18 protein-coding genes are annotated in these 21,245 nt (G+C 71.7%); 9 read left to right on the plus strand and 9 right to left on the minus strand.

Annotated elements, in window-relative coordinates:
* Nucleotides 1-203: 203 nt before the first annotated feature.
* From AB0B50_RS37945 to hutU, 3 genes are read right to left on the minus strand one after another with little or no spacing between them, the layout of a single operon-like run.
* Nucleotides 204-1,556 carry a formimidoylglutamate deiminase gene (locus AB0B50_RS37945; RefSeq protein ID WP_362340683.1) on the minus strand — a complete coding sequence of 451 codons (1,353 nt, stop codon included), beginning with the start codon at nucleotides 1,554-1,556 and terminating at the stop codon, nucleotides 204-206.
* Nucleotides 1,553-2,755, minus strand: coding sequence for an allantoate amidohydrolase (locus AB0B50_RS37950; RefSeq protein WP_362340684.1), 1,203 nt, complete (start codon nucleotides 2,753-2,755; stop codon nucleotides 1,553-1,555). The genes AB0B50_RS37945 and AB0B50_RS37950 overlap by 4 nt, the downstream gene beginning before the upstream one ends.
* A 56-nt stretch (nucleotides 2,756-2,811) precedes the next feature.
* Nucleotides 2,812-4,476, minus strand: a complete 1,665-nt coding sequence (gene hutU, locus AB0B50_RS37955) for a urocanate hydratase (protein WP_362340523.1) — start codon at nucleotides 4,474-4,476, stop codon at nucleotides 2,812-2,814.
* Between the two features lie 130 nt (nucleotides 4,477-4,606).
* Here hutU and AB0B50_RS37960 point away from each other — a divergent pair, with 130 nt between their 5' ends.
* Entirely contained in the window at nucleotides 4,607-6,118 is a 1,512-nt protein-coding gene (locus AB0B50_RS37960) for a diaminopimelate decarboxylase (RefSeq protein WP_362340525.1), read from the plus strand.
* 172 nt (nucleotides 6,119-6,290) lie between these two features.
* On the plus strand, nucleotides 6,291-7,601 hold the full coding sequence (locus AB0B50_RS37965) for an APC family permease (protein WP_362340686.1): 1,311 nt from the start codon (nucleotides 6,291-6,293) through the stop codon (nucleotides 7,599-7,601).
* 9 nt (nucleotides 7,602-7,610) lie between these two features.
* Here AB0B50_RS37965 and AB0B50_RS37970 read toward each other — a convergent pair whose 3' ends face one another.
* The 4 genes from AB0B50_RS37970 to AB0B50_RS37985 all read right to left on the minus strand — a co-directional run bounded on the left by AB0B50_RS37970 (nucleotide 7,611) and on the right by AB0B50_RS37985 (nucleotide 10,724).
* Nucleotides 7,611-8,060: a PIN domain-containing protein gene (locus AB0B50_RS37970; RefSeq protein WP_362340527.1), complete on the minus strand. Its 450-nt coding sequence runs from the start codon at nucleotides 8,058-8,060 to the stop codon at nucleotides 7,611-7,613.
* Nucleotides 8,023-8,265 carry a hypothetical protein gene (locus AB0B50_RS37975; protein WP_362340529.1) on the minus strand — a complete coding sequence of 81 codons (243 nt, stop codon included), beginning with the start codon at nucleotides 8,263-8,265 and terminating at the stop codon, nucleotides 8,023-8,025. The genes AB0B50_RS37970 and AB0B50_RS37975 overlap by 38 nt, the downstream gene beginning before the upstream one ends.
* 66 nt (nucleotides 8,266-8,331) lie before the next feature.
* Nucleotides 8,332-9,165, minus strand: a complete 834-nt coding sequence (locus tag AB0B50_RS37980; RefSeq protein ID WP_362340531.1) for a MurR/RpiR family transcriptional regulator — start codon at nucleotides 9,163-9,165, stop codon at nucleotides 8,332-8,334.
* Nucleotides 9,162-10,724 carry an aromatic amino acid ammonia-lyase gene (locus tag AB0B50_RS37985; protein WP_362340533.1) on the minus strand — a complete coding sequence of 521 codons (1,563 nt, stop codon included), beginning with the start codon at nucleotides 10,722-10,724 and terminating at the stop codon, nucleotides 9,162-9,164. The genes AB0B50_RS37980 and AB0B50_RS37985 overlap by 4 nt, the downstream gene beginning before the upstream one ends.
* Before the next feature lie 266 nt (nucleotides 10,725-10,990).
* On the opposite strand from AB0B50_RS37985, the gene AB0B50_RS37990 reads away from it, so the two are divergent.
* Nucleotides 10,991-12,418 carry a cytosine permease gene (locus AB0B50_RS37990; RefSeq protein WP_362340535.1) on the plus strand — a complete coding sequence of 476 codons (1,428 nt, stop codon included), beginning with the start codon at nucleotides 10,991-10,993 and terminating at the stop codon, nucleotides 12,416-12,418.
* An 11-nt stretch (nucleotides 12,419-12,429) separates the two neighbouring features.
* Nucleotides 12,430-12,846 (plus strand): hypothetical protein, encoded by a 417-nt coding sequence (locus AB0B50_RS37995; protein WP_362340537.1) that lies wholly within the window; start codon nucleotides 12,430-12,432, stop codon nucleotides 12,844-12,846.
* Nucleotides 12,847-13,179: 333 nt separating this feature from the next.
* Here AB0B50_RS37995 and AB0B50_RS38000 read toward each other — a convergent pair whose 3' ends face one another.
* A complete protein-coding gene (locus tag AB0B50_RS38000) occupies nucleotides 13,180-14,571 on the minus strand; it encodes a cystathionine beta-synthase (RefSeq protein WP_362340539.1) in 1,392 nt (463 codons plus the stop codon).
* Between the two features lie 155 nt (nucleotides 14,572-14,726).
* Here AB0B50_RS38000 and AB0B50_RS38005 point away from each other — a divergent pair, with 155 nt between their 5' ends.
* Nucleotides 14,727-15,740 (plus strand): SGNH/GDSL hydrolase family protein, encoded by a 1,014-nt coding sequence (locus AB0B50_RS38005; RefSeq protein ID WP_362340541.1) that lies wholly within the window; start codon nucleotides 14,727-14,729, stop codon nucleotides 15,738-15,740.
* A gap of 222 nt (nucleotides 15,741-15,962) precedes the next feature.
* Here AB0B50_RS38005 and AB0B50_RS38010 read toward each other — a convergent pair whose 3' ends face one another.
* On the minus strand, nucleotides 15,963-17,759 hold the full coding sequence (locus AB0B50_RS38010; RefSeq protein WP_362340543.1) for an AMP-dependent synthetase/ligase: 1,797 nt from the start codon (nucleotides 17,757-17,759) through the stop codon (nucleotides 15,963-15,965).
* A 298-nt stretch (nucleotides 17,760-18,057) separates the two neighbouring features.
* Between AB0B50_RS38010 and AB0B50_RS38015 the strand changes: the two genes are divergently transcribed.
* The 4 genes from AB0B50_RS38015 to AB0B50_RS38030 all read left to right on the plus strand — a co-directional run bounded on the left by AB0B50_RS38015 (nucleotide 18,058) and on the right by AB0B50_RS38030 (nucleotide 21,212).
* Nucleotides 18,058-18,828 carry a metallophosphoesterase gene (locus tag AB0B50_RS38015; protein ID WP_362340545.1) on the plus strand — a complete coding sequence of 257 codons (771 nt, stop codon included), beginning with the start codon at nucleotides 18,058-18,060 and terminating at the stop codon, nucleotides 18,826-18,828.
* 82 nt (nucleotides 18,829-18,910) lie between these two features.
* On the plus strand, nucleotides 18,911-19,351 hold the full coding sequence (locus tag AB0B50_RS38020) for an SRPBCC family protein (RefSeq protein WP_362340547.1): 441 nt from the start codon (nucleotides 18,911-18,913) through the stop codon (nucleotides 19,349-19,351).
* 177 nt (nucleotides 19,352-19,528) lie between these two features.
* Nucleotides 19,529-20,689 (plus strand): ArsA-related P-loop ATPase, encoded by a 1,161-nt coding sequence (locus AB0B50_RS38025; RefSeq protein ID WP_362340549.1) that lies wholly within the window; start codon nucleotides 19,529-19,531, stop codon nucleotides 20,687-20,689.
* A gap of 58 nt (nucleotides 20,690-20,747) precedes the next feature.
* Nucleotides 20,748-21,212, plus strand: a complete 465-nt coding sequence (locus AB0B50_RS38030; protein ID WP_362340551.1) for a DUF5304 domain-containing protein — start codon at nucleotides 20,748-20,750, stop codon at nucleotides 21,210-21,212.
* Nucleotides 21,213-21,245: the final 33 nt, after the last annotated feature.

Below are 21,245 nucleotides of genomic sequence, written 5' to 3' on the forward strand. Positions count from 1 at the left end.
CTTTCCCCGAGCCCGCCCCTTCCCGAAACTGGGGCTCCGCCCCAGACCCCGCTCCTCAAACGCCGGAGGGGCTGAAAGATTCAGTTCCGGACGGGCTGACTTGTCAGCCCGTCCGGCGATTGAGGACGAGCGCGGAGCTCGATCGACCGAGCCCCGGGCGGCGGAGCCGCGAACTTCGGGAAAGGGCGGGATCGGGGAAAGTGTCAGTCTCTTAGCGCTGCCACCGCCTCCGCCAAGGCTGACGGAACGTTCTCCACCGACGTGTGGGTGCCGTCCCGTACTACATGCCGGCCCCCCACCACCGTGTGCCGGACGTCCGCCGACGTCGCCGCGAAGACCGCCGTCTCCGCGGCCAGGCGCGGCACAGGACCCGCCGTGCGCACCGAGTCCAGGGCGATGGTCGTCAGGTCGGCCAGCGCCCCCGGTTCGAGGACGCCCGCGTCCGCCCAGCCGAGCGCCGCGTGGCCGTCGGCCGTGGCGGCGCGGAGCAGCGCCGCCGCCGTCCAGTGGCCCCGCGTGTGCGAGCGAAGGCGCTCGTTGAGCTCCATCGCCCGCGCCTCCTCCAGGATGTCGATCACCGCGTGGCTGTCGCTGCCCAGGGAGAGCGGGCTGCCCGCCCGCTGGAGGCGGACCGCGGGGCCGATGCCGTCCGCCAGGTCACGTTCCGTCGTCGGGCACATGCACGTGCCCGTCGCCGTACCGCCGAGCAGCGCGATGTCCTCGTCCGTGAGGTGGGTGTTGTGGACGCCCGTGGTGCGCGGGCCGAGGACTCCGTGGTCCGCGAGCAGCCGCGTCGGGGTACGGCCGTGGACCGCCTGGCACGCTTCGTTCTCCGCCGTCTGCTCGGAGAGATGGACGTGAAGGGGGGCCTGCCGGGCGGCCGCCCATTCCGCCACCACGCCCAACTGGCCCGCGGGAACCGCCCGTACGGAGTGGATCGCCGCGCCGATGCGTGCGTGGTCGCGGTCCTTCAGGAGGGACGCGCGCTCCGCCCACGCCTCCGCCGTGCCGTCCGAGAAGCGCAGCTGGTGGCGGTTCGGCGGCTTCCCGCGCTGCTCGTCGAGGAGTCCCGAGGCCACGTACGCCGTGTCGAGAAGCGTGATGCGTACGCCCGCGTCCGACGCCGCCTGGATCAGCGCCTCGCCCATCGCGTTGGGGTCGGAGTACGGCGTGCCACCGGGCCCGTGGTGCAGGTAGTGGAACTCACCCACCGTCGTGATGCCCGCCAGCGCCATCTCCGCGTACACCGCCCGCGCGAGCGCGTGGTACGTCTCGGGGGTGAGGCGGTCCGCCACCGAGTACATGACCTCGCGCCACGTCCAGAAGGTGCCCGAGCCGACCTGGACAGTGCCGCGCAGGGCGCGGTGGAAGGCGTGCGAATGGGCGTTCGCGAGACCCGGGACCGTCAGGCCGCGCAGCACCGTCGCGCCGGGTGGCGGCGCGTCGACGTCCTTGCGGACCGCCGTGATCCGGTCGCCCGTCACCTCCACCGCCACGCCCGGCTCGACGAACGCGTCGAGCCAGGCGTGCTCCAGCCAGTACGTGTCCGTCTTCACCTGCACGCCAGCCCTTCCAGTACGTCGGCGAGTGCGGTCACCCCGGCCAGGCAGTCGTCCTCGGCCGCGTACTCCGCCGGGGAGTGCGAGACGCCCGTGGGGTTCCTCACGAACAGCATGGCGGTGGGGATCGAGCCGGACAAAATACCCGCGTCGTGTCCCGCGCCGGTGCCGAGGACGGGGAGCGGCCGGTCCGCACCGGCGCCCAGGATCGCGCCCAGCTCGTCACGGAGCGCGTCCTCGAACTCCACCACCGGCGTGAAGGACTCGCGTACGACGTCGAGGTCGATGCCGTGCCGCTCCGCGTACTCGCGGGCGGCCTTCTCGATGCCGGTGACGACCGTGTCGAGGGTGGCCTGGTCGGCCGCCCGCGAGTCCAGCCAGCCGCGGACCAGCGACGGGATGGCGTTGACGCCGTTCGGTTCGACCGCGATCTTGCCGAACGTGGCCACCGCGCCTGCCAGTTCGGCCTCGCGGCGGGCCGCGAGGACCGTCTCCGCGTACGAGAGCATCGGGTCCCGGCGGTCCACCAGACGGGTCGTTCCCGCGTGGTTGGCCTCGCCCCGGAAGTCGAAGCGCCAGCGGCCGTGCGGCCAGATCGCGGACGCGATGCCCACGGGGTCGCCCGACAGGTCAAGGGCTCGGCCCTGCTCGACGTGCAGTTCCACGAACGCGCCGATGCGGGCGAGGCGTTCGGGGTCGGGGCCGATGTTGTAGGGGTCGTAGCCCGCGGCTTCCATCGCCTGCGGCAGCGTCACTCCGTCGCCGTCCCGCAGCTTGTGCGCGGCCTCGACGGTGAGCTGTCCCGCGGTGAGGCGGGAGCCCACGCAGGCGAGGCCGAACCGGGCGCCCTCCTCGTCGCCGAAGTTCACGATGGCCAGGGGCCTGGTGAACTCGGCGTTCCTGGCGCGGAGTTCGTCCAGGGCGGCGAAGGAGGAGACGACGCCGAGGGGGCCGTCGAAGGCGCCGCCGTCCGGGACGGAGTCCAGGTGGGAGCCGGTGACCACGGCGTCGCCCGCCGCGGGGTCGCCGAGCCAGGCCCACTGGTTGCCGTTGCGGTCCAGTTCGTAGGTGAGGCCTCGGGATTCGGCCTGGGCCTTGAACCAGGTGCGGCAGTCCGCGTCGGCCGCCGTCCAGGCGTAGCGGCGGTAGCCGCGGCTGTCCTTGTCCCTGCCGATGGGCTTCAGGTCACGCCACATCTCCTGGAAGGACGGGAACTGTGGAGTGGGGTGGACGGGAGCGGCGGCCTGATCACTCACGCGTCGCCACCCTCGCGCATCGGAACCCGTACGCCCTTCTCGTCCGACACCGACTCCGCGATGTCGTACCCCGCGTCCACGTGCCGGATCACGCCCATCCCCGGGTCGTTCGTGAGGACGCGGCGGATCTTCTCGCCCGCCAGCTTCGTGCCGTCGGCGACCGAGACCTGGCCCGCGTGGATGGAGCGGCCCATGCCGACGCCGCCGCCGTGGTGGAGGGAGACCCAGGACGCGCCCGATGCCACGTTCACCATGGCGTTCAGGAGCGGCCAGTCGGCGATCGCGTCGGAGCCGTCGAGCATGGCCTCCGTCTCGCGGTAAGGGGAGGCCACCGAGCCGCAGTCGAGGTGGTCGCGGCCGATCGCGAGCGGCGCCTGCAGCTCCCCGCTCGCCACCATGTCGTTGAAGCGCTCGCCCGCCTTGTCCCGCTCGCCGTAGCCGAGCCAGCAGATGCGCGCCGGGAGGCCCTGGAAGTGGACGCGCTCGCCCGCCATCTTGATCCAGCGGTGCAGGGACTCGTTCTCCGGGAAGAGGTCGAGGATCGCCTTGTCGGTCTTGTGGATGTCGGACGCCTCGCCCGACAGCGCAGCCCAGCGGAACGGGCCCTTGCCCTCGCAGAAGAGGGGGCGGATGTACGCGGGGACGAAGCCGGGGAAGGCGAAGGCGCGGTCGTAGCCCGCGAGTTGGGCCTCGCCGCGGATGGAGTTGCCGTAGTCGAAGACCTCGGCGCCCGCGTCCATGAAGCCGACCATGGCCTCGACGTGCTTGGCCATCGACTCGCGCGCGCGGGTCGTGAAGCCCGCCGGGTCCTTCGTCGCGTACGTCGCCATGTCCTCGAAGGCCACGCCCGTCGGCAGGTAGGAGAGGGGGTCGTGGGCCGAGGTCTGGTCCGTGACGATGTCGATGGGGGCCGATTCGGCGAGCATGCGCGGGAGCAGGTCCGCCGCGTTGCCGAGCAGGCCGATGGAGAGCGGGCGGCGGGCGTCGCGGGCCTCCACCGCCAACTGGAGCGCGTGCTCCAGCGAGTCCGCCTTCACGTCCAGGTACTTGTGCTCGATGCGGCGCTCGATGGCGCGCGGGTCGCAGTCGATACAGATCGCGACGCCGTCGTTCATGGTGACGGCGAGCGGCTGGGCGCCGCCCATGCCGCCGAGGCCGGCCGTGAGGGTGATCGTGCCCGCCAGCGTGCCGTTGAACTTCTTCGCCGCCACCGCCGCGAACGTCTCGTACGTGCCCTGGAGGATGCCCTGCGTGCCGATGTAGATCCAGGAACCGGCCGTCATCTGGCCGTACATCGTGAGGCCGAGCTGCTCCAGGCGGCGGAACTCCTCCCAATTGGCCCAGTCGCCCACGAGGTTGGAGTTGGCGATGAGGACGCGCGGGGCCCACTCGTGGGTCTGCATGACGCCGACGGGGCGGCCCGACTGGACCAGCATCGTCTCGTCCTGCTTGAGGGTCTTCAGCGTACGGACCATGGCGTCGAAGGAGCGCCAGTCGCGGGCCGCCTTGCCGGTGCCGCCGTAGACGACGAGCTTGTCGGGGTGCTCGGCGACCTCGGGGTCGAGGTTGTTCTGGAGCATGCGGAGGGCGGCTTCCTGCTGCCATCCCAGGGCGCTCAGTTCCGTACCGCGCGGTGCCCGTACGGGGCGGGGTCCTGACATGGCAATGCCTCCTCGCATCATGCTGTGACCTTGTTATTCACATCCTGATGGCCTGAATAGAGCTAGTCAATAGCGAACGAATGCCCGGGTCCGCCAGCGCCGCCGCGCCCCGGATGATTGGCTGGATCACATGGGCCACGACGAGGACTACGCCAACGAGCAGACCCAGAACCTTCGGGACGAGCAGCCCCAGGACCTCCGAACCGAGCGGACCCAGGACCTCCGTGACGAGCGGGCCCAGGACCTCCGTGACGAGCAGACCCAGGACCTCCGCGCGGACGGCACCCCCGGTACCCCCGGCGCCGCGACCGGCACCGACTCCGCCGCCCGCCGCGACCAGGCCGTCCGCGCCGCCGTCGAGCAGGGCGTCGTCGGCCCCACCGCCCCAGTCGCCGGTCTGCTCGACGTCGCCGGGATCCGGGCGAGCGCCGCCGCCCTGCGCGCCGCCTTCGAGGCGGTCACCCCGCCCGGCACCCCCGTCCTGCACGCCTTCGCGGTGAAGGCGACGCCGCTCGTGCCGGTCCTGCGGCTGCTGCGCTCGGCCGGGATCGGCGCCGAGGTGGCGAGCCCCGGCGAGCTGGCCCTGGCGCGGGCGGCCGGGGTGCCGCCCGCCGAGACGGTCCTCGACTCGCCCGCCAAGACCCCGGCCGAACTGCGCGAGGCCCTCGCCCTCGGCATCGCCGTGAACGCGGACAACCCGCAGGAGCTTGCGCGCATCGACGCCATGATCCAGTCCGCCCCCACCGGCTCCCCCGTCGGCGTACGCGTGAACCCGCAGATCGGCGGCGGCTCGATCGGCGCCCTGTCGACGGCGACGTCCACCTCCAAGTTCGGCGTGCCGCTGCGCGACGAGGGCGCGCGGGAATGGGTGATCCAGGCCTACCTGGACCGGCCGTGGCTGACCCGGCTGCACGCGCACTCCGGGTCCCAGGGCATGCCCCTGGAGATGATGGTGCGCGGCGTCGGAGCGACGTACGAACTGGCCGAGGAGATCAACGAACGCGTCGGTCGGCGGCAGATCGACACGATCGACATCGGCGGCGGCCTGCCCGTCAACTTCGGTTCGGACGAGGAGAGTCCGACCCACGCGCAGTACGCACGCCGCCTCAAGTCCCGCGTGCCCGGACTGCTCGACGGGCGGTACGGCCTGGTCACCGAGTTCGGCCGCTCCCTGCTCGCCAAGCACGGCACGGTCCTCGCCCGCGTCGAGTACGCGAAGCAGGCGGGCGGCAGGCCCATCGCGGTGACGCACGCGGGCGTGCAGGTGGCGACCCGGACCGTGTACGCACCGGCGTCGTGGCCGCTGCGGATCACCGCGTACGACACCAAGGGGCGCCCCAAGGCGGGACCCGCCGTCGGCCAGGACGTCGCGGGCCCGGCCTGCTTCGCGGGCGACCTGCTCGCCGAGAACCGCCCGCTGCCACTGCTCGAACAGGGCGACTACGTGGCCGCGTTGGACACCGGCGCCTACTACTTCGCGCACCACTACTCGTACAACAGCCTTGCCAGGCCCGGGGTGTACGGCTTCTCGGCCCACGCCGAGGAGGTGCGCTTCGCCGCGGTGCGCGAGCCGCAGACGCTCGACGCGATCGTGGCGGAGGCGGGCGGCGGGGCGGAGCGGGACGCGCTGCGCCACCTGTGACCGCGCCTGCCTCCGGTGCCCCCGTGAGGCTCTGAGCTTCCTCAACTCGCGCATAGTGACGTGGATCACGGGAAGATCCTCCCTCGACCCGTACTCGGTCTCGGGGGAGGCACCTGTGACGACATCCGACACGTCCACCACCACACCACCACCGCCCGCCGAAGACGGCGCCCTGCACCGCGCCATCGGCCCCAAGCTGCTGATCCTGTTCGTGATCGGCGACATCCTCGGCACCGGCATCTACGCCACCACCGGCAAGGTCGCGGGGAAGGTCGGCGGCGCGCTGTGGCTGCCGTTCGCGATCGGCTTCGTCGTGGCGATCCTGACGGCCGCGTCGTACGTCGAACTCGTCGGCAAGTACCCGAAGGCGGCCGGCGCCGCGCTCTACACCCAGAAGGCGTTCAAGACGCCGTTCCTCACCTTCATCATCGCCTTCATGGTGATGTGCTCGGGGCTCTCGTCCGCGAGCGCGGCCGCCCGCGCCTTCAGCGGCGACTACCTCGGCGAGCTGACGGGCGACGCGCTGCCGCCGACGCTGATCGCGATCACCTTCATCGTGCTGCTCGCCGCGCTGAACATGCGGGGCGTCTCGGAGTCGGTCAAGACGAACGTGGTGCTCACGCTCGTCGAGCTGACCGGCCTCATGATCATCCTCGCGATCGGGGCGTACGCGGTCCTGAGCGGTGACGGGGAGCCCTCGCGCCTCACCGAGTTCGAGGCGGACGGCACCGGATACGCCCTGATGACCAGCGTGCTGGGGGCGACGGCGCTCGGCTTCTTCGCCTTCGTCGGGTTCGAGGACTCGGTGAACATGGCCGAGGAGACGAAGGACCCCGTGCGCACCTTCCCGCGCGCGATCTTCGTCGGCGTCGCGGTCACCGGCACGATCTACGTCCTGGTGGCGCTGGTCTCGTCCCTCCTGGTCGACTCCAAGACCTTGGAGGGCTCCAGCGGCCCTCTCCTCGAAGTCGTGAAGGCGGGCGGCGTCGACTTCCCGCACAAACTCTTCGCGCTGATCGCCCTGTTCGCGGTCACCAACTCGGCCCTGATCAACATCATGATGGCCTCGCGGCTCTGCTACGGCATGGCCAACGAACGCATCCTGCCGCGCGCCATGGGCCGCGTCCTCGCGGGGCGCCGCACGCCGGTCGTCGGCATCGTCTTCGTGTCGCTGCTCGCGATCGGCCTGGTGTCGACGGGAGAGATCGAAGGCCTCGGGGACACGACCGCCTTCCTGCTGCTGTGCGTGTTCGCGGTGGTCAACATCGCGGTCCTGGTGCTGCGCCGCGACCCCGTGGACCACGACCACTTCCGTACGCCGACGGTGCTTCCGGTGCTGGGCGCGATCACGGCCCTGATCCTCGCGAGCCCCCTGGCGGACCGCCCGGCGGAGGTCTACATCCGGGCGGGCGTGTTGATCGCGATCGGGGTAGGGCTCTGGGTGGTGAACAAGGTGGTGCTGAAGGCGCGGGGCGAGGAGTGAGGGGGTGCCTCAGGGCAGCAGTGTGAAGGCCTTCACGTGCTCGGGCCTGATCGCGGAGAAGTGGCGGTGGTCGAGGGTCGCGACCTCGGTGAGGCGCAGCCTCCCGGCCACGGCGACGACGGAGGCGTCTACGGCGCCGAGAGGGAAATCGGCGTACTTGCGGATCAGGTCCGCCATGCGGGCCAGGTCCCTTCGCTCCATCGTGACCAGTTCCAGCTGGCCTGCCGCCACCGAGTCCAGAAAGCCCGCCTCCGCTTCGGGGGACAGATAGCGCTCCAGCATCCAGGCCGTCTCGGTCACCACGGTCGGCAGGACTTTGAGGCGCCCCTGGAAGCCTTCGGCAAAAGCCAGACACGCGGCATGGTGAGCGTCCCGCCGGTCGGCGATCGCGATCAGCACACCCGTGTCGGCCAGGACTCCTTCACCGATCGAGCTCGATTCCGTCCTGGACCAGCTCACGGTGGCGCTCCGAGAGGTCCGACCGGCCCGAATCGCCGATGCCCGCGAAGGACAGGCCCCGCGCCGGCGGCTCGGCTCCGGCTTCCTCCGCGTAAGGCGCGGTCTCCGGGTCGGTGTCCACGATGAGCCGGAGGTGCCGGAGCGTGGCCGGTGGCAGCGCATCGAGCACGTGCCGAAGGTGGTCGCAATCCTCTGCTGCGGTCATATTCCGAGCGTACGTCTCCGCACCGGCCCCGGCACGGGGCGTGAACCGTTCACCCGAACGCGCGGCTCACTCCACGAACAGCCCCCGCGCCGCCGCCCGCACGTCGAACTCCTCCAGGCGGGCCTGTGCCTCCGGCAGGTCGTCGCACATGGCCTCCAGCAGGACCCGGCCCAGCAGCATCGGCGCGCACGCCGTGTCGAAGGCCAGGCCCGTGCCGACCGCGGCCGGCAGGAGGAGGTCGGAGTGGGCGGCGACCGGGGCGAACGCGGAGTCCGCGACGGTGACCACCGTGAGGCCCGCCGACCGCGCGTGGACCAGGGCGTCGACGACCTCGCGGGGGTGGCGGGGCAGCGCGAAGCAGAGCAGGGCGGTGGCCCCGGCCCGTACCGCCGCGTCGACGCGGTCGGCCAGCATCGTGCCGCCCTCGTCGAGGAGGCGCACGTCGGGGTGGACCTTGGCGGCGAAGTACGAGAAGCCGTACGCCTGCGAGGCCGCGGCCCGCAGGCCGAGAACGGGCAGCGGACGGGAAGCGGCGAGGAGCCGCCCCGCACGCTCCACGGGCGCCGGATCGGCCAGGAGCTCCGCCAGGTGCCGCAGGTTCTCGATCTCCGCCTCGACTGCCTGCTGGTACTCGTTGAGGGAGTCCCCGAAGGACGCCTCCGGGGGCGCCACGTCCCGCAGGTGCTTGCGCAGCGCGGGGTAGCCGTCGAAGCCGAGCGCCACCGCGAACCGGGTCACCGACGGCTGGCTCACCCCGGCGAGCTCCGCCAGTTCGACGCTGGAGAGGAAGGGGACGTCCGCCGCCCGTCGCACCATGCAGTGCGCGATGCGGCGCTGCGTGGGCGTGAGGCGATGCCCCTCGAAGAGCACTTGCAGCCGTGCCGCAGGACTGTCACTCATACCGTTCCCGTTCCCCTCGCCGCACCCGATCCCTCGGCGGCCGCCGTTCCGTTCCCGCCGCCCCCGCCGCCCGGCCCCGCCCACAGCTCGGTGAACCGGTCGAGCACCCCGGCCGCCGCCGTCACATCATCCGTCAGCGGCCGGTCGGCGGACTCCGCGTCCAGGACGGAGTCCGCGAGCGCGTAGGCCCGTGCCAGTGGAACATGCGGGTCGATCCTCAGTTCACGCTGCCTCAACGCCCTTGCGGCGGCGACCAGTTCGCACCCGACCACCAGGCGGTACGCCGCGCAGGCGCGCAGGGTCTGGCGCGCGGCGAGCGAGGCGAAGCTGGCCTGCTCCTCGACGCCGCGGGAGAGCACCGCGTGGCCGAGGGAGGCGGGCGCGGAGAAGGCGCGCAGGTCACCGAGGGCCGCCCCGGCCGCGTACTCGAGGATCATCACGCCCGACGAGGCCGCCTCGCCGTCGGCGAGGAAGGGCCGCAGCCGGGTGAAGGCCGGTTCGTTCAACGTCGAGAGCCTCGATGTCGACAGCCGGGCCACCTGCGTCATCGCAAGTCTGAAGTGGTCGAGGGCCAGGGCGAGTTGGGCGAGGTAGAAGCCACCGTGGTGGTAGGCGGCGAGGTCCTCGGGGCAGATCAGCGGGTTCTCGGCGGCCGCGTTGATCTCGACGGCGATGACGTTCTCCAGGGCGTCCGCGGCGTCGTGCGCGGGCCCGTGGATCTGCGGCACGCAGCGGAAGCCGTAGGGGTCCTGGATGCGGCCGAGCGGCGGCGTCGGCCGGTCGGGGGCGCCGAGCAGCCGGCGCATGCGTGCGGCGACGGCGTACGAGCCGGGGTGGCGGCGCGCCTCGTGAACGGGCAGGGCATACGCCTCGTACGAACCGTCGACCGCCGTCAGGGACAGCGCGGCGACCACCTGGGTGGCGCCGATCAGGCCGCGCAGCTCGTGCAGGGCGAGCGCGGACTGGCCGAGGGTGAGGGCGTTGCTGCTGATCAGGGCGAGGGCGTCGTTGTTGTCGAGGGGCTGGGGGTCGGGGGCAACGCCGCTGCCCCTCCAGGGGTGTTCGCCCGCGAGCGCGAGGCCCGTCTGGGCGAGGGCGGCGATGTCCCCGGTGCCGACCGAACCGAACTCGTTGACGGTGGGGTACGCACCGGTCTCCAGGGCCCGGCACAGGGCCGTGACGACGGTCGGCCGCAGCCCTGCGCCGCCCGCGAGGAGCTGGTTGGCGCGGACCGCGAGCATCGCGCGCACCTGCCGGGCGGGCAGCTCCTCACCGATGGCACCGGCGTGCGACCTGAGCAGTCTCAGGCCGTGGTCGGCGGCCGCCTCGGTGGGCACGTCCTCGTTGCGGTTGGCGCCGACGCCGGTGGAGCGACCGTAGACGCGGCCCCACGCGGCGATCTCGCGGGCCGCGTTCCAGGAGTCCTCGGCGCGCTTCATGCCGTCGGTCGCCGGTACGGGGCGGGCGGCGGAATCGGCCAGACGCACGACGTCCGCGACGCCCAGGCCCCGGCCGTCGAGGACGACGACCGCTCCCCTGCCGTCGGCCGCCGCGTCCACCGCTGAACCCGCCGGACTCGCTGGACCCGATGGACCCGATGGACCTGCTGAACCTGCTGGACCTGCTGGACCCGAAGCGTCCGCGATACGAGACGACTTCACGCGCTTTTCCTCCTCAACCAGACATCCCGTCTTACCCATCGGCCACTTGTTACCGGCGATTCACGCCAGAGCATTGACAACCTATTCAGACAGCAAGAACTCTGCATGACGATATACAGCCGGGCAAGAACGCCGGTCCCACGAGCAGGGGGGAGCTGGACAACATGGCAGCTGAAGACCTGGTGGAGCGGCGCTCCATCGACGTCGTCCCGGACGACGAACGGCACGGCACGGCGTTCAGCCAGTTCACCCTCTGGCTCGGCGCCAACCTCCAGATCACCGCGGTCGTCACCGGCGCCCTCGCGGTCGTCTTCGGCGGCGACGTGGTCTGGTCGATCGTCGGCCTCGTCGTCGGCAATCTGCTGGGCGGCGCGGTCATGGCGCTGCACTCGGCGCAGGGCCCGAAGCTCGGCCTGCCCCAGATGATCCAGTCACGCGCCCAGTTCGGCGTGAAGGGCGCGGTCGTCCCGCTGCTCCTGGTCATCCTCATGTACGTCGGCTTCTTCGCGAGCGGCAGCGTCCTCGCCGGGCAGGCCACGGCCGAGCTGACGCACACGAACGACACCACCGGAATCGTGCTCTTCGCGCTCGTCACCGCGGTCATGGCGGCGGTCGGCTACCGCGTCATCCACGCGCTCGGCCGGGTGGCGAGCGTGATCTGCGCACTCGCCTTCGTCTACCTCGGCATCCGCCTCCTGGACCGCGTCGACCTCTCGGCGCTCCTGTCCGACGCCCACTTCGACCTGCCGATGTTCCTGCTCGCCGTCTCGCTCTCGGCGTCCTGGCAGCTCGCCTTCGGTCCCTACGTCGCGGACTACTCGCGCTATCTGCCGCGCACGACCTCGGCGAAGGCCACGTTCTGGTGGACCCTGTCGGGCTCGGCGCTCGGCTCGCAGTGGTCGATGACGTTCGGGGTGCTCGTGGCGGCGAGCGCGGGCGAGAAGTTCCTCGCCAACCAGGTCGGCTATGTCGTCGGCCTGGGCGGCACCGGCCTGATCGCCTCGTTCCTGTACTTCGTGATCGCGCTCGGCAAGCTGACCATCAACGTGCTCAACACGTACGGCGGCTTCATGTCGATGGTCACGAGCATCAGCGGCTTCCGGGGGCAGAAGGTGCTCGGACCGCGCGGCCGGGCCGCCTACATCGCCGTGATCATGGTGGCGGGCACGGCGGTCGCCCTGCTCGGCAAGGACAGCTTCCTGACGTCGTTCAAGGACTTCCTGCTGTTCCTGCTGACGTTCTTCACGCCCTGGTCGGCCATCAACCTCGTCGACTACTACCTGATCTCGCGCGAGCGGTACGACATCCCGGCGCTCTCCGACCCCCGCGGCCGCTACGGCGCCTGGCGCTGGGACGCCCTCGTCGTCTACGGCGTCGGGCTCCTCGCCCAACTCCCCTTCCTGGTCACGCACTTCTACACGGGCCCGCTCGTCGAACCGCTCGGCGGCGCGGACATCTCGTGGATCGTCGGGCTCGTGGTGCCCGCGGTGCTGTACTGGGCGCTGGCCCGGCGGAACGCCCCCATATCGGGGGTTGGGCCCCGGTCGGAAAGGGGGGTTAGCCCCACCGCCGCGGAGGCCTCCGCGCCGTAGCGTTGAGCGGTATGGAAGCCCGTGACGCGGAACTCAAGAAGGAGCTCGACGCCACCCTGCACGCCCGCAGGGAACTCGGCGAAGAGTACGACTCCGCCTTGGTCGACTCCTTCCTCGGGAAGGTCGAGCAGCGCCTGGACGGCACGATCGACCGCCGCCTGCGCCGGCACCTGGCCGAGCAGCAGATGGTCGTCGCCCGCGGCGCCCGCACCCCCGGCAGCGCCGTCGACTCCTGGAGCGAGCGCTTCGGCTTCGGGGTGGTCTCGCTGATCCTCGCGGTCCCGCTGTCCGCGATCGGCGCGGTCAACGCGGGCCTGACCGGCCTCGTCGTGACCTGGGCGGGCATCTTCGGCGTGAACGCGGTGCACTCGATCCGCGGCGTCCACTTCGGCCACCGCAGGCACCGCAAGTCGGAGTGGGACGACTGAAACGCCCCTGAAAGGGGCGCGGGGAACTGCGCGACCAGCCACAAAGGCCCCGCAGCGAAAAGCACTGCCCCACCCAGCAGAGCGATACCGCGGGGACCGCCGCACCCCCGGTGACCCAGGGGGCGGGACGACGGCGGTCCCCGCGGGGGACGCGTGCCGGGTCAGGGCCAGGCCGCGTCCGGCGTCCGTGGAGGTCCGGGAGCCGCTCCGGAGTTCCTGACGCCGACGACCACCAATGTGCCGGAGCCGTGTTAAGCGGGTGCTGCGCGGACGTGTCGCGCTCGTACCACTTCCGCGAAGTTCACCCCAAGGCCCCGGCCCACCGCGTTCAGGTCACTGCCCCTGCTGCTCCGCGAGGAACGCCAGCAGGTCCTGGCGGCTGACGACGCCCTTCGGCTTGCCCTCGACCAGGACGATCGCCGCGTCGGCAGCGCCGAGCACCGACATCAGGTCCGCCACCGGCTCACCGGAGCCGACCTGCGGAAGCGGGTCCGACATGTGCTTCTCCAGCGGGTCGGAGAGCGAGGCGCGCTGCGCGAACAGGGCGTCGAGCAGCTCGCGCTCCACGACCGAGCCGATGACCTCCGCGGCCATCACGTCGGGGTGGCCCGCGCCCGGCTTCACGATCGGCATCTGCGAGACGCCGTACTCACGAAGGACCTCGATGGCCTCGCCGACCGTCTCCTCCGGGTGCATGTGGACCAGCGAGGGCAGCTCGCCGCCCTCCTTGCGGCTCAGCACGTCGCCGACCTTCGGCTGGTCCCCGGCCTGCTCCAGGAAGCCGTAGTCGTTCATCCACTCGTCGCTGAAGATCTTGCTCATGTAGCCACGGCCGGAGTCCGGCAGCAGCACGACGACCACGTCGTCCGGGCCGAGCCGCTCGGCGACCCGCAGCGCCGCCACGACGGCCATGCCGCAGGAGCCGCCGACGAGCAGGCCCTCCTCCTTGGCCAGGCGCCGGGTCATCTGGAAGGAGTCCTTGTCGGACACCGCGACGATCTCGTCGGTCACGTTGCGGTCGTACGCCGTCGGCCAGAAGTCCTCACCGACGCCCTCGACGAGGTAGGGCCGCCCGGAGCCGCCGGAGTACACGGACCCCTCGGGGTCGGCACCGACGACGGTGACCTCGCCCTTCGAGATCTCCTTCAGATATCCGCCCGTACCGGAGATCGTGCCGCCGGTCCCGATGCCCGCGACGAAGTGGGTGATCTTCCCCTCCGTCTGCTCCCAGAGCTCGGGGCCCGTGGAGTGGTAGTGCGAGAGCGGGTTGTTCGGGTTGCTGTACTGGTCCGGCTTCCAGGCGCCGGGCGTCTCGCGCACGAGCCGGTCGGAGACGTTGTAGTACGAATCCGGGTGCTCGGGGTCGACGGCCGTGGGGCAGACGACTACGTCCGCGCCGTACGCGCGCAGCACGTTGATCTTGTCGAGGGACACCTTGTCCGGGCAGACGAAGATGCACTTGTAGCCCTTCTGCTGGGCCACGATGGCGAGACCGACTCCGGTGTTGCCGGAGGTGGGCTCGACGATGGTGCCGCCGGGCTTCAGCTCCCCGCTCTGCTCGGCCGCCTCGATCATGCGCAGCGCGATGCGGTCCTTCACGGATCCGCCGGGGTTGAAGTACTCGACCTTGGCCAGGACGGTCGCCTGGATGCCCGCGGTCACGTTGTTGAGCCTCACCAACGGGGTGTTGCCGACGAGGCTGATCATCGAGTCGTGGAATTGCACCGTTGTCTCCGGGCTGCGATGTAGTGCGACGAATTGATGCGGTCAGCCTAAGGGTCCGGCTCATCCGTTCACCTCCGCTTGCGATTGGCCGACCGTGCTTACGGGGCAATGAGTGGATGTACGGCGATTCGGCAACGAGGAGGTGGCTGCGGGGCATGTCGAGGGCGAGGGTGGCACGGCGGATCGCAGCGGGCGCGGCGTACGGCGGCGGAGGCATCGGACTGATCGGAGCCGCCGCGGTGGGCCTTGTGCTCGCCGAGGTCCAGTTGGCGAAGCGGAACGTGGGCGGTGGGGCGCACGGGGATCCACCACGGGCCGACGGCCGCTACGGCCGCGCCTTCGCGGACCGCCCCGCCTCCTTCGAACCGGTGCGGTTCGCGATGCTCGGGGACTCCACGGCCGCGGGACAGGGCGTGCACCGGGCCAGGCAGACCCCGGCGGCACTGCTCGCCTCCGGGCTCGCGGCGGTCGCCGAGCGCCCGGTCGACCTGCGGAACGTGGCGCTGCCCGGCGCCCAGTCGGACGACCTGGACCGGCAGGTCACGCTGATCCTCTCGGATCCGACCTGGGTGCCGGACGTGTGCGTGCTGATGATCGGCGCGAACGACGTGACGCACCGGATGCCCCCGACGCGCTCGGTGCGGTATCTGTCGGCGGCGGTGCGGCGACTGCGGACCGTGGGCGCGGAGGTGGTCGTCGGTACGTGTCCCGACCTCGGCACGGTCGAGAACGTCTACCAGCCGCTGCGGTGGATGGCCCGCCGGGTCTCGCGGCAGCTGGCCGCGGCGCAGACGATCGGCGTGGTCGAGCAGGGCGGGCGCACGGTCTCGCTCGGCGACCTGCTGGGCCCCGAGTTCGCGGCGAACCCCCGGGAGCTGTTCGGCCCCGACAACTACCACCCCTCCGCGGAGGGGTACGCGACCGCGGCGATGGCGGTGCTTCCGACACTGTGCGCCGCGCTCGGGCTGTGGCCGGAGGAGGAGCGCCCCGACGTCTCCCGGCGCGAGGGGTTCCTGCCGGTGGCCCGCGCCGCCGCGCAGGCCGCGGCGGAGGGCGGTACGGAGGTCACCGCCGCGATGCCGACGGGGCCGCGGGGGCCTTGGGCCCTGCTCAAGCGGCGTCGCCGGCGCCGGATCCAGACGCCGGAGCCGTCCCCCTTGCCGAACTGAGGGGTCGGCGGGTCGTTCGTCGTCTGCGGGTGGGTGGGGGCTGCTCGCGCAGTTCCGCGCAGTTCCCCGCGCCCCTGAAAGACGGGCTGCGCCCCGCTTTCCAGGGAAAGCGGGGCGCAGCCCTCATGCTTTAGGGGCGCGGGGAACTGCGCGAGCAACCACACATGACCGAGAGCCGCGACAGAAACACGTCCCCCACGGCGAGTGGGCGCCCCGCAAACGCTACCCGCGGTAAATCGCCTCGATCTCGTCCGCGTAGTCCTTGGCGACAACGTTCCGCTTCAGCTTCAGGGACGGCGTCAGATGGCCCGACTCCTCCGTGAACTGCGAAGCAAGGACACGGAACTTACGCACCGACTCCGCCTTGGACACCGCCGCGTTGCCGTCGTCCACCGCGCTCTGGATCGCGGCGAGGAGATCCGGGTCCTCCCGGAGCGACGCCGCCGTGGAGCCCGCCGGCTTCCCGTGGTCGGAGGCCCAGCGGCCCAGGAACTCGTCGTCGACCGTGACCAGCGCGCCCACGAAGGGACGGCCGTCGCCGACGACCATGCACTCGGCGACGAGCGCGTGCGCGCGGATGCGGTCCTCGATCACCGCCGGGGCGACGTTCTTGCCGCCCGCCGTCACGATGATCTCCTTCTTGCGGCCGGTGATGCGCAGGTAGCCGTCCTCGTCGAGGGTGCCGATGTCACCGGTGTGGAACCAGCCGTCGGCGAGGGCCTCTTCGGTGGCGCCCTCGTTGTTCCAGTACTCCTTGAACAGGTGCTCGCCGTGGAGCAGGACCTCGCCGTCGTCGGCGATCCGGACGACCGAGCCGGGCAGCGGCTGGCCGACCGTGCCGATCTTCTGGCGGTCCCACGGGTTGAAGGCGGTGGCGGCGCAGGACTCGGTCAGGCCGTAGCCCTCCAGGACCGTGAAGCCGATGCCGCGGAAGAAGTGGCCGAGGCGCTCGCCGAGCGGGGCGCCGCCGGAGATCGCGTACTCGCCGCGGCCGCCGAGGACGGCGCGCAGCTTGCTGAAGACCAGCTTGTCGAAGACCTTGTACTTGATCCGCAGGCCGAAGGAGGGGCCCGAAGGGGTGTCGAGCGCGCGGCTGTACGCGATGGCCGTGTCCGCGGCCTTGTCGAAGATCTTCCCCTTGCCGTCGGCCTGGGCCCTGGCGCGCGCGGCGTTGTACACCTTCTCGAAGACGCGCGGGACGCCGAGGATCAACGTCGGCTTGAACGCGGCCAGTTCATCGGTGAGGTGTTTGATGTCCGGGGCGTGGCCGAGTTTGATCGGCGCCATCAGCGCGGCGACCTCGACCAGGCGCCCGAAGACGTGCGCGACGGGCAGGAAGAGCAGGACCGAACACTCGCCCGTACGGAAGAGGGGCTTGAGGCGCTCCACCACGTTGCCGCACTCGGCGAAGAAGCTGCGGTGCGTGAGGACGCAGCCCTTGGGGCGGCCCGTGGTGCCCGAGGTGTAGACGATGGTGGCCGGGTCGTCGGCGCCGGCGACCGCGCTGCGCTCGTCGACGGTCTCGTCGGGGATCTCGGCGCCCGTGCGGTGCAGTTCCTCGACGCCGCCCTTGTCGATCTGCCAGACGTGGGCGAGGGAGGGCAGCCGGTCGCGCACGGACTCGACGGCGGCGGCGTGCGTGTCCAGTTCGACGACGCAGGCCACGGCGCCGGAGTCGCCGAGGATCCACTGGATCTGCTCGGCCGAGCTCGTCTCGTACACCGGCACGGTGACCGCGCCCGCGCTCCAGATGGCGAAGTCGAGGAGCGTCCACTCGTAGCGTGTGCGGGACATCAGGCCGATGCGGTCGCCGGGGCGCACGCCCGCGGCGATCAGCCCCTTGGCGGTGGCACGCACGTCGGCGAGGAAGGCCTTGGCGGTGACGTCCTGCCAGGTGCCGTCGACCTTGCGGCCGATGACGGCGACATCCGGGTGCTGCGCGGCATTGCGGCGGACGATGTCGGTCAGATTGCCGTCCGCTGGGACCTCGTACAGGGCCGGAAGGCTGAACTCGCGCAAGACTGCTGCTCCTACATAGGGCGCCGGCGCCACGACGTTGTGTGCTGCGACGGTGCGGTCCAAGATCGGGCAGGTGCTCGAACAGTGGGGGGCTGAGCACTACTGGACTGCCCGGACGTTACCCATCGGTATGGCTGGTTCGGTAGGGGGGCAGGGCCAGATGTTCGGTGCGTCACACGTCGTTGTGGTCTGAATCGCACAGTACGCCACCGTCTTCCCGACTCGGAAGTAACCGCAGGTCCGGCCGCTGTCCCGAGCCCTCTACCCTCCGTGGGGCGGCCGTCTTAGGGTGATCGGCATGCCAGCTTTCCGGGTCAATGTGGTCAGTGACGTGCACGGCAACGCCGAAGGCCTCGCCCGCGCGGGGGACGGCGCGGACGCGCTCGTCTGCCTCGGCGACCTCGTGCTCTTCCTCGACTACGCCGACCACTCGCGCGGCATCTTCCCCGACCTCTTCGGCGCGCGGAACGCGACCAGGCTGGTGGAGCTGCGCACCGCCCGCCGCTTCGACGAGGCCAGGGAGTTCGGCAGGGGGCTGTGGGCGGGCATCGACCGCGGCCCGGCGATCGAGGCAGCGGTCCGCAAGCAGTACGCCGAGATGTTCGCCGCCTTCCCGACCCCTACGTACGCCACGTACGGCAATGTCGACATGCCGACCCTCTGGCCCGAGTATGCGGGCCCCGGCACCACGGTCCTCGACGGCGAGCGCGTCGAGATCGGCGGCCGCGTCTTCGGGTTCGTCGGCGGCGGCCTGCGCACCCCCATGCGGACGCCCTACGAGATCAGCGACGAGGAGTACGCCGCCAAGATCGAGGCCGTCGGCGAGGTCGACGTCCTGTGCACCCACATCCCGCCGGACGTCCCCGAGCTCCTCTACGACACCGTCGCGCGCCGCTTCGAGCGGGGCAGCAGGGCGCTGCTCGAAGCGATCCGCAGGACCCGTCCGAAGTACGCCCTCTTCGGCCATGTGCACCAGCCGCTGGTCCGGCGCATGCGCGTCGGCGCGACCGAGTGCGTGAACGTCGGGCACTTCGCCGGGTCCGGAAGGCCCTGGGCCCTGGAGTGGTGACTGCTCGGCGCGCGGTAGCCTTCACGCGGTAGACACCACCCCTTACCGGCCTTGTCGGACCGCATCTGGAGGAGCCACAGCGATGGCGGAACACACCAGCTCGAGCATCACGATCGAGGCGGCACCGGCCGAGGTCATGGGGGTGATCGCCGACTTCGCCCGCTACCCGGACTGGACCGGAGAGGTGAAGGAGGCCGAGGTCCTCGCCACCGACGCCCAGGGCCGTGCCGAGCAGGTCCGCCTCGTCATGGACGCGGGCGCGATCAAGGACGACCAGACGCTCGGCTACACCTGGACCGGGGACAACGAAGTCAGCTGGACCCTCGTCAAGTCCCAGATGCTGCGCTCCCTGGACGGCTCCTACCTCCTGAAGCCCGCGGGCTCCGGCACCGAGGTCACCTACCGGCTCACCGTCGACGTCAAGATCCCGATGCTCGGCATGATCAAGCGCAAGGCGGAGAAGGTCATCATCGACCGCGCGCTGGCGGGGCTGAAGAAGCGGGTGGAGTCCGGCGCTGCGTGAGCCGGGGAAAGCGGGGCGCAGCCCCCGCTTTCAGGGGCGCGGTGCTGTGTCGATATGCGGCTCCGCCGCGTGGGCGCGAGCATCCACCGACGACCGGGAGCCGTGAAACAGCACGGCTCCCCACGGCGAGTGGGCGCCCCGGCACCCCCGCACGGCCCTGACGTACCGTTCACCCTTATGCGCACCCTTCTCGTCACTGGTCCCGGTGGCTCCGGGCGGACCACCGTCGCGGCCGCCACCGCGCTGGCCGCGGCGCGCTCCGGCCGCCGGGTCCTCGTGCTGTCCGCCGACCGTGCCGACACCCTCGGCACCGCGCTCGGCGGACCGGACGCGCATCCCGGGCTCACCGCCCGGCACCTCGCCCCCGACGACCGCTTCCGGGACGACCTGCTCGCCCTGCAGGAACGTGCCGCCTCCGCGCTCGACCTGCTCGGCGCCGACCGGGTCGACGGCGAGGAGCTGACCCCGCTGCCCGGGGCCGAGGAACTGGCCCTGCTGCGCGCCCTGCGCGACGCCGCCCACGACGACGCGTACGACACCGTGGTCGTCGACCTGCCGCCCGCCCCGAAGGCCATCGCCACCCTCGCGCTGCCCGAGCAGCTGCGCCGCTATCTGCGCAGGCTGCTCCCGCCCGAGCGGCAGGCGGCCCGCGCCCTGCGCCCCATGCTCGGCCGCCTCGCGGGCGTCCCGATGCCGGCCTCCTGGCTGTACGAGACCGCGGCCCGCTGGGAGGACGAGCTCGCCGCCGCGCAAGCCGTGCTCGAAGCCCCCGGCACCACCGTCCGGCTGGTCGCCGAGCCGGGTCCCGCGGGCGCCGACGCCGTGCGCACCGCCGTCGCGGGCCTCGCCCTGCACGGCCTGCGCACCGACCTCCTGATCGCCAACCGGATCCTCCCGGACGACAGCGCCGACACCTGGCTGGCGGGGCTCTCCGCCCAGCAGCACAAGACGCTCTCCGAGTGGGAGACCACGTACGACCACGTCGTCAGGGCCCCGCACCTCGGCCGTGACCCGCGCGGCACCGACGACCTCGCGGCCCTCCGCCTCGTGGTGCCCACCGCCGCCCCGGACCTCGTGGCCTGGCCCGTCACCGAGGCCCCGGACGGCGACGGGAGCCACGCCTACGTCTGGCACATCCCGCTCCCCGGTGTCGTACGCGACGAACTGGGTCTGATCCGGCGCGGCGACGAACTCGTCGTCACCGCGGGCCCCTTCCGCCGCATCGTCACCCTGCCGTCCGCGCTGCGCCGCTGCACCGTCGCCGGGGCGGGCCTGCGCGAGGGCGAGCTGCGGGTGCGGTTCGCGCCCGATCCGGACCTGTGGCCGCGCGGCCGCTGAATTCCGCCGCCGCGCACACGGTGAACGGGCTACCGCCATTCGGGTAACGTCGAGAGACATGAGCGATGCCACCGAGCGCGAAGCCCCCGAAGTCGACGCCGACGCCTGGGAGAAGGCGTGCGCCGAGGACCTGGAGGCGGAGAAGGCCCGCCGCCGCGCGCAGTACGGCCCGCCGCCAGGGTCGGCAGCCGAGGAGCTGCGCAAGCTCGTCGACGCCGTCTCCGACAAGCTCTCCGGACTCCAGGCGCCGCTGCTCGGCGCGGTCGCGCAGGGCGCCGTCGAGCAGACCCTGAAGCAGGTCGTCAGAGAGGCGAAGGCGGTCGTCGAGCCGGTCATCGAGCGCAACCCCGACGTCTTCGACCACCTCGCGGCGGCCGGATCCGAGCTGCTCGCCGCCTACCGCTCGGCGGTCGAGGGCCAGGAGAGCCGGTGGACCCGCGGCGAGCGCACGGGCGGCGACGCGCCGGGCAAGGACCGCCCGGACGAGGGGCCGTCGGCGGGCGAACACATCGATCTGGACTGACCCCCCTCGGGTACGGTGGGCCTTAGCGGGGCT

Origin of the sequence: Streptomyces sp. NPDC041068 (assembly GCF_040647455.1) — a bacterium.
Taxonomy (GTDB): Bacteria; Actinomycetota; Actinomycetes; order Streptomycetales; family Streptomycetaceae; genus Streptomyces.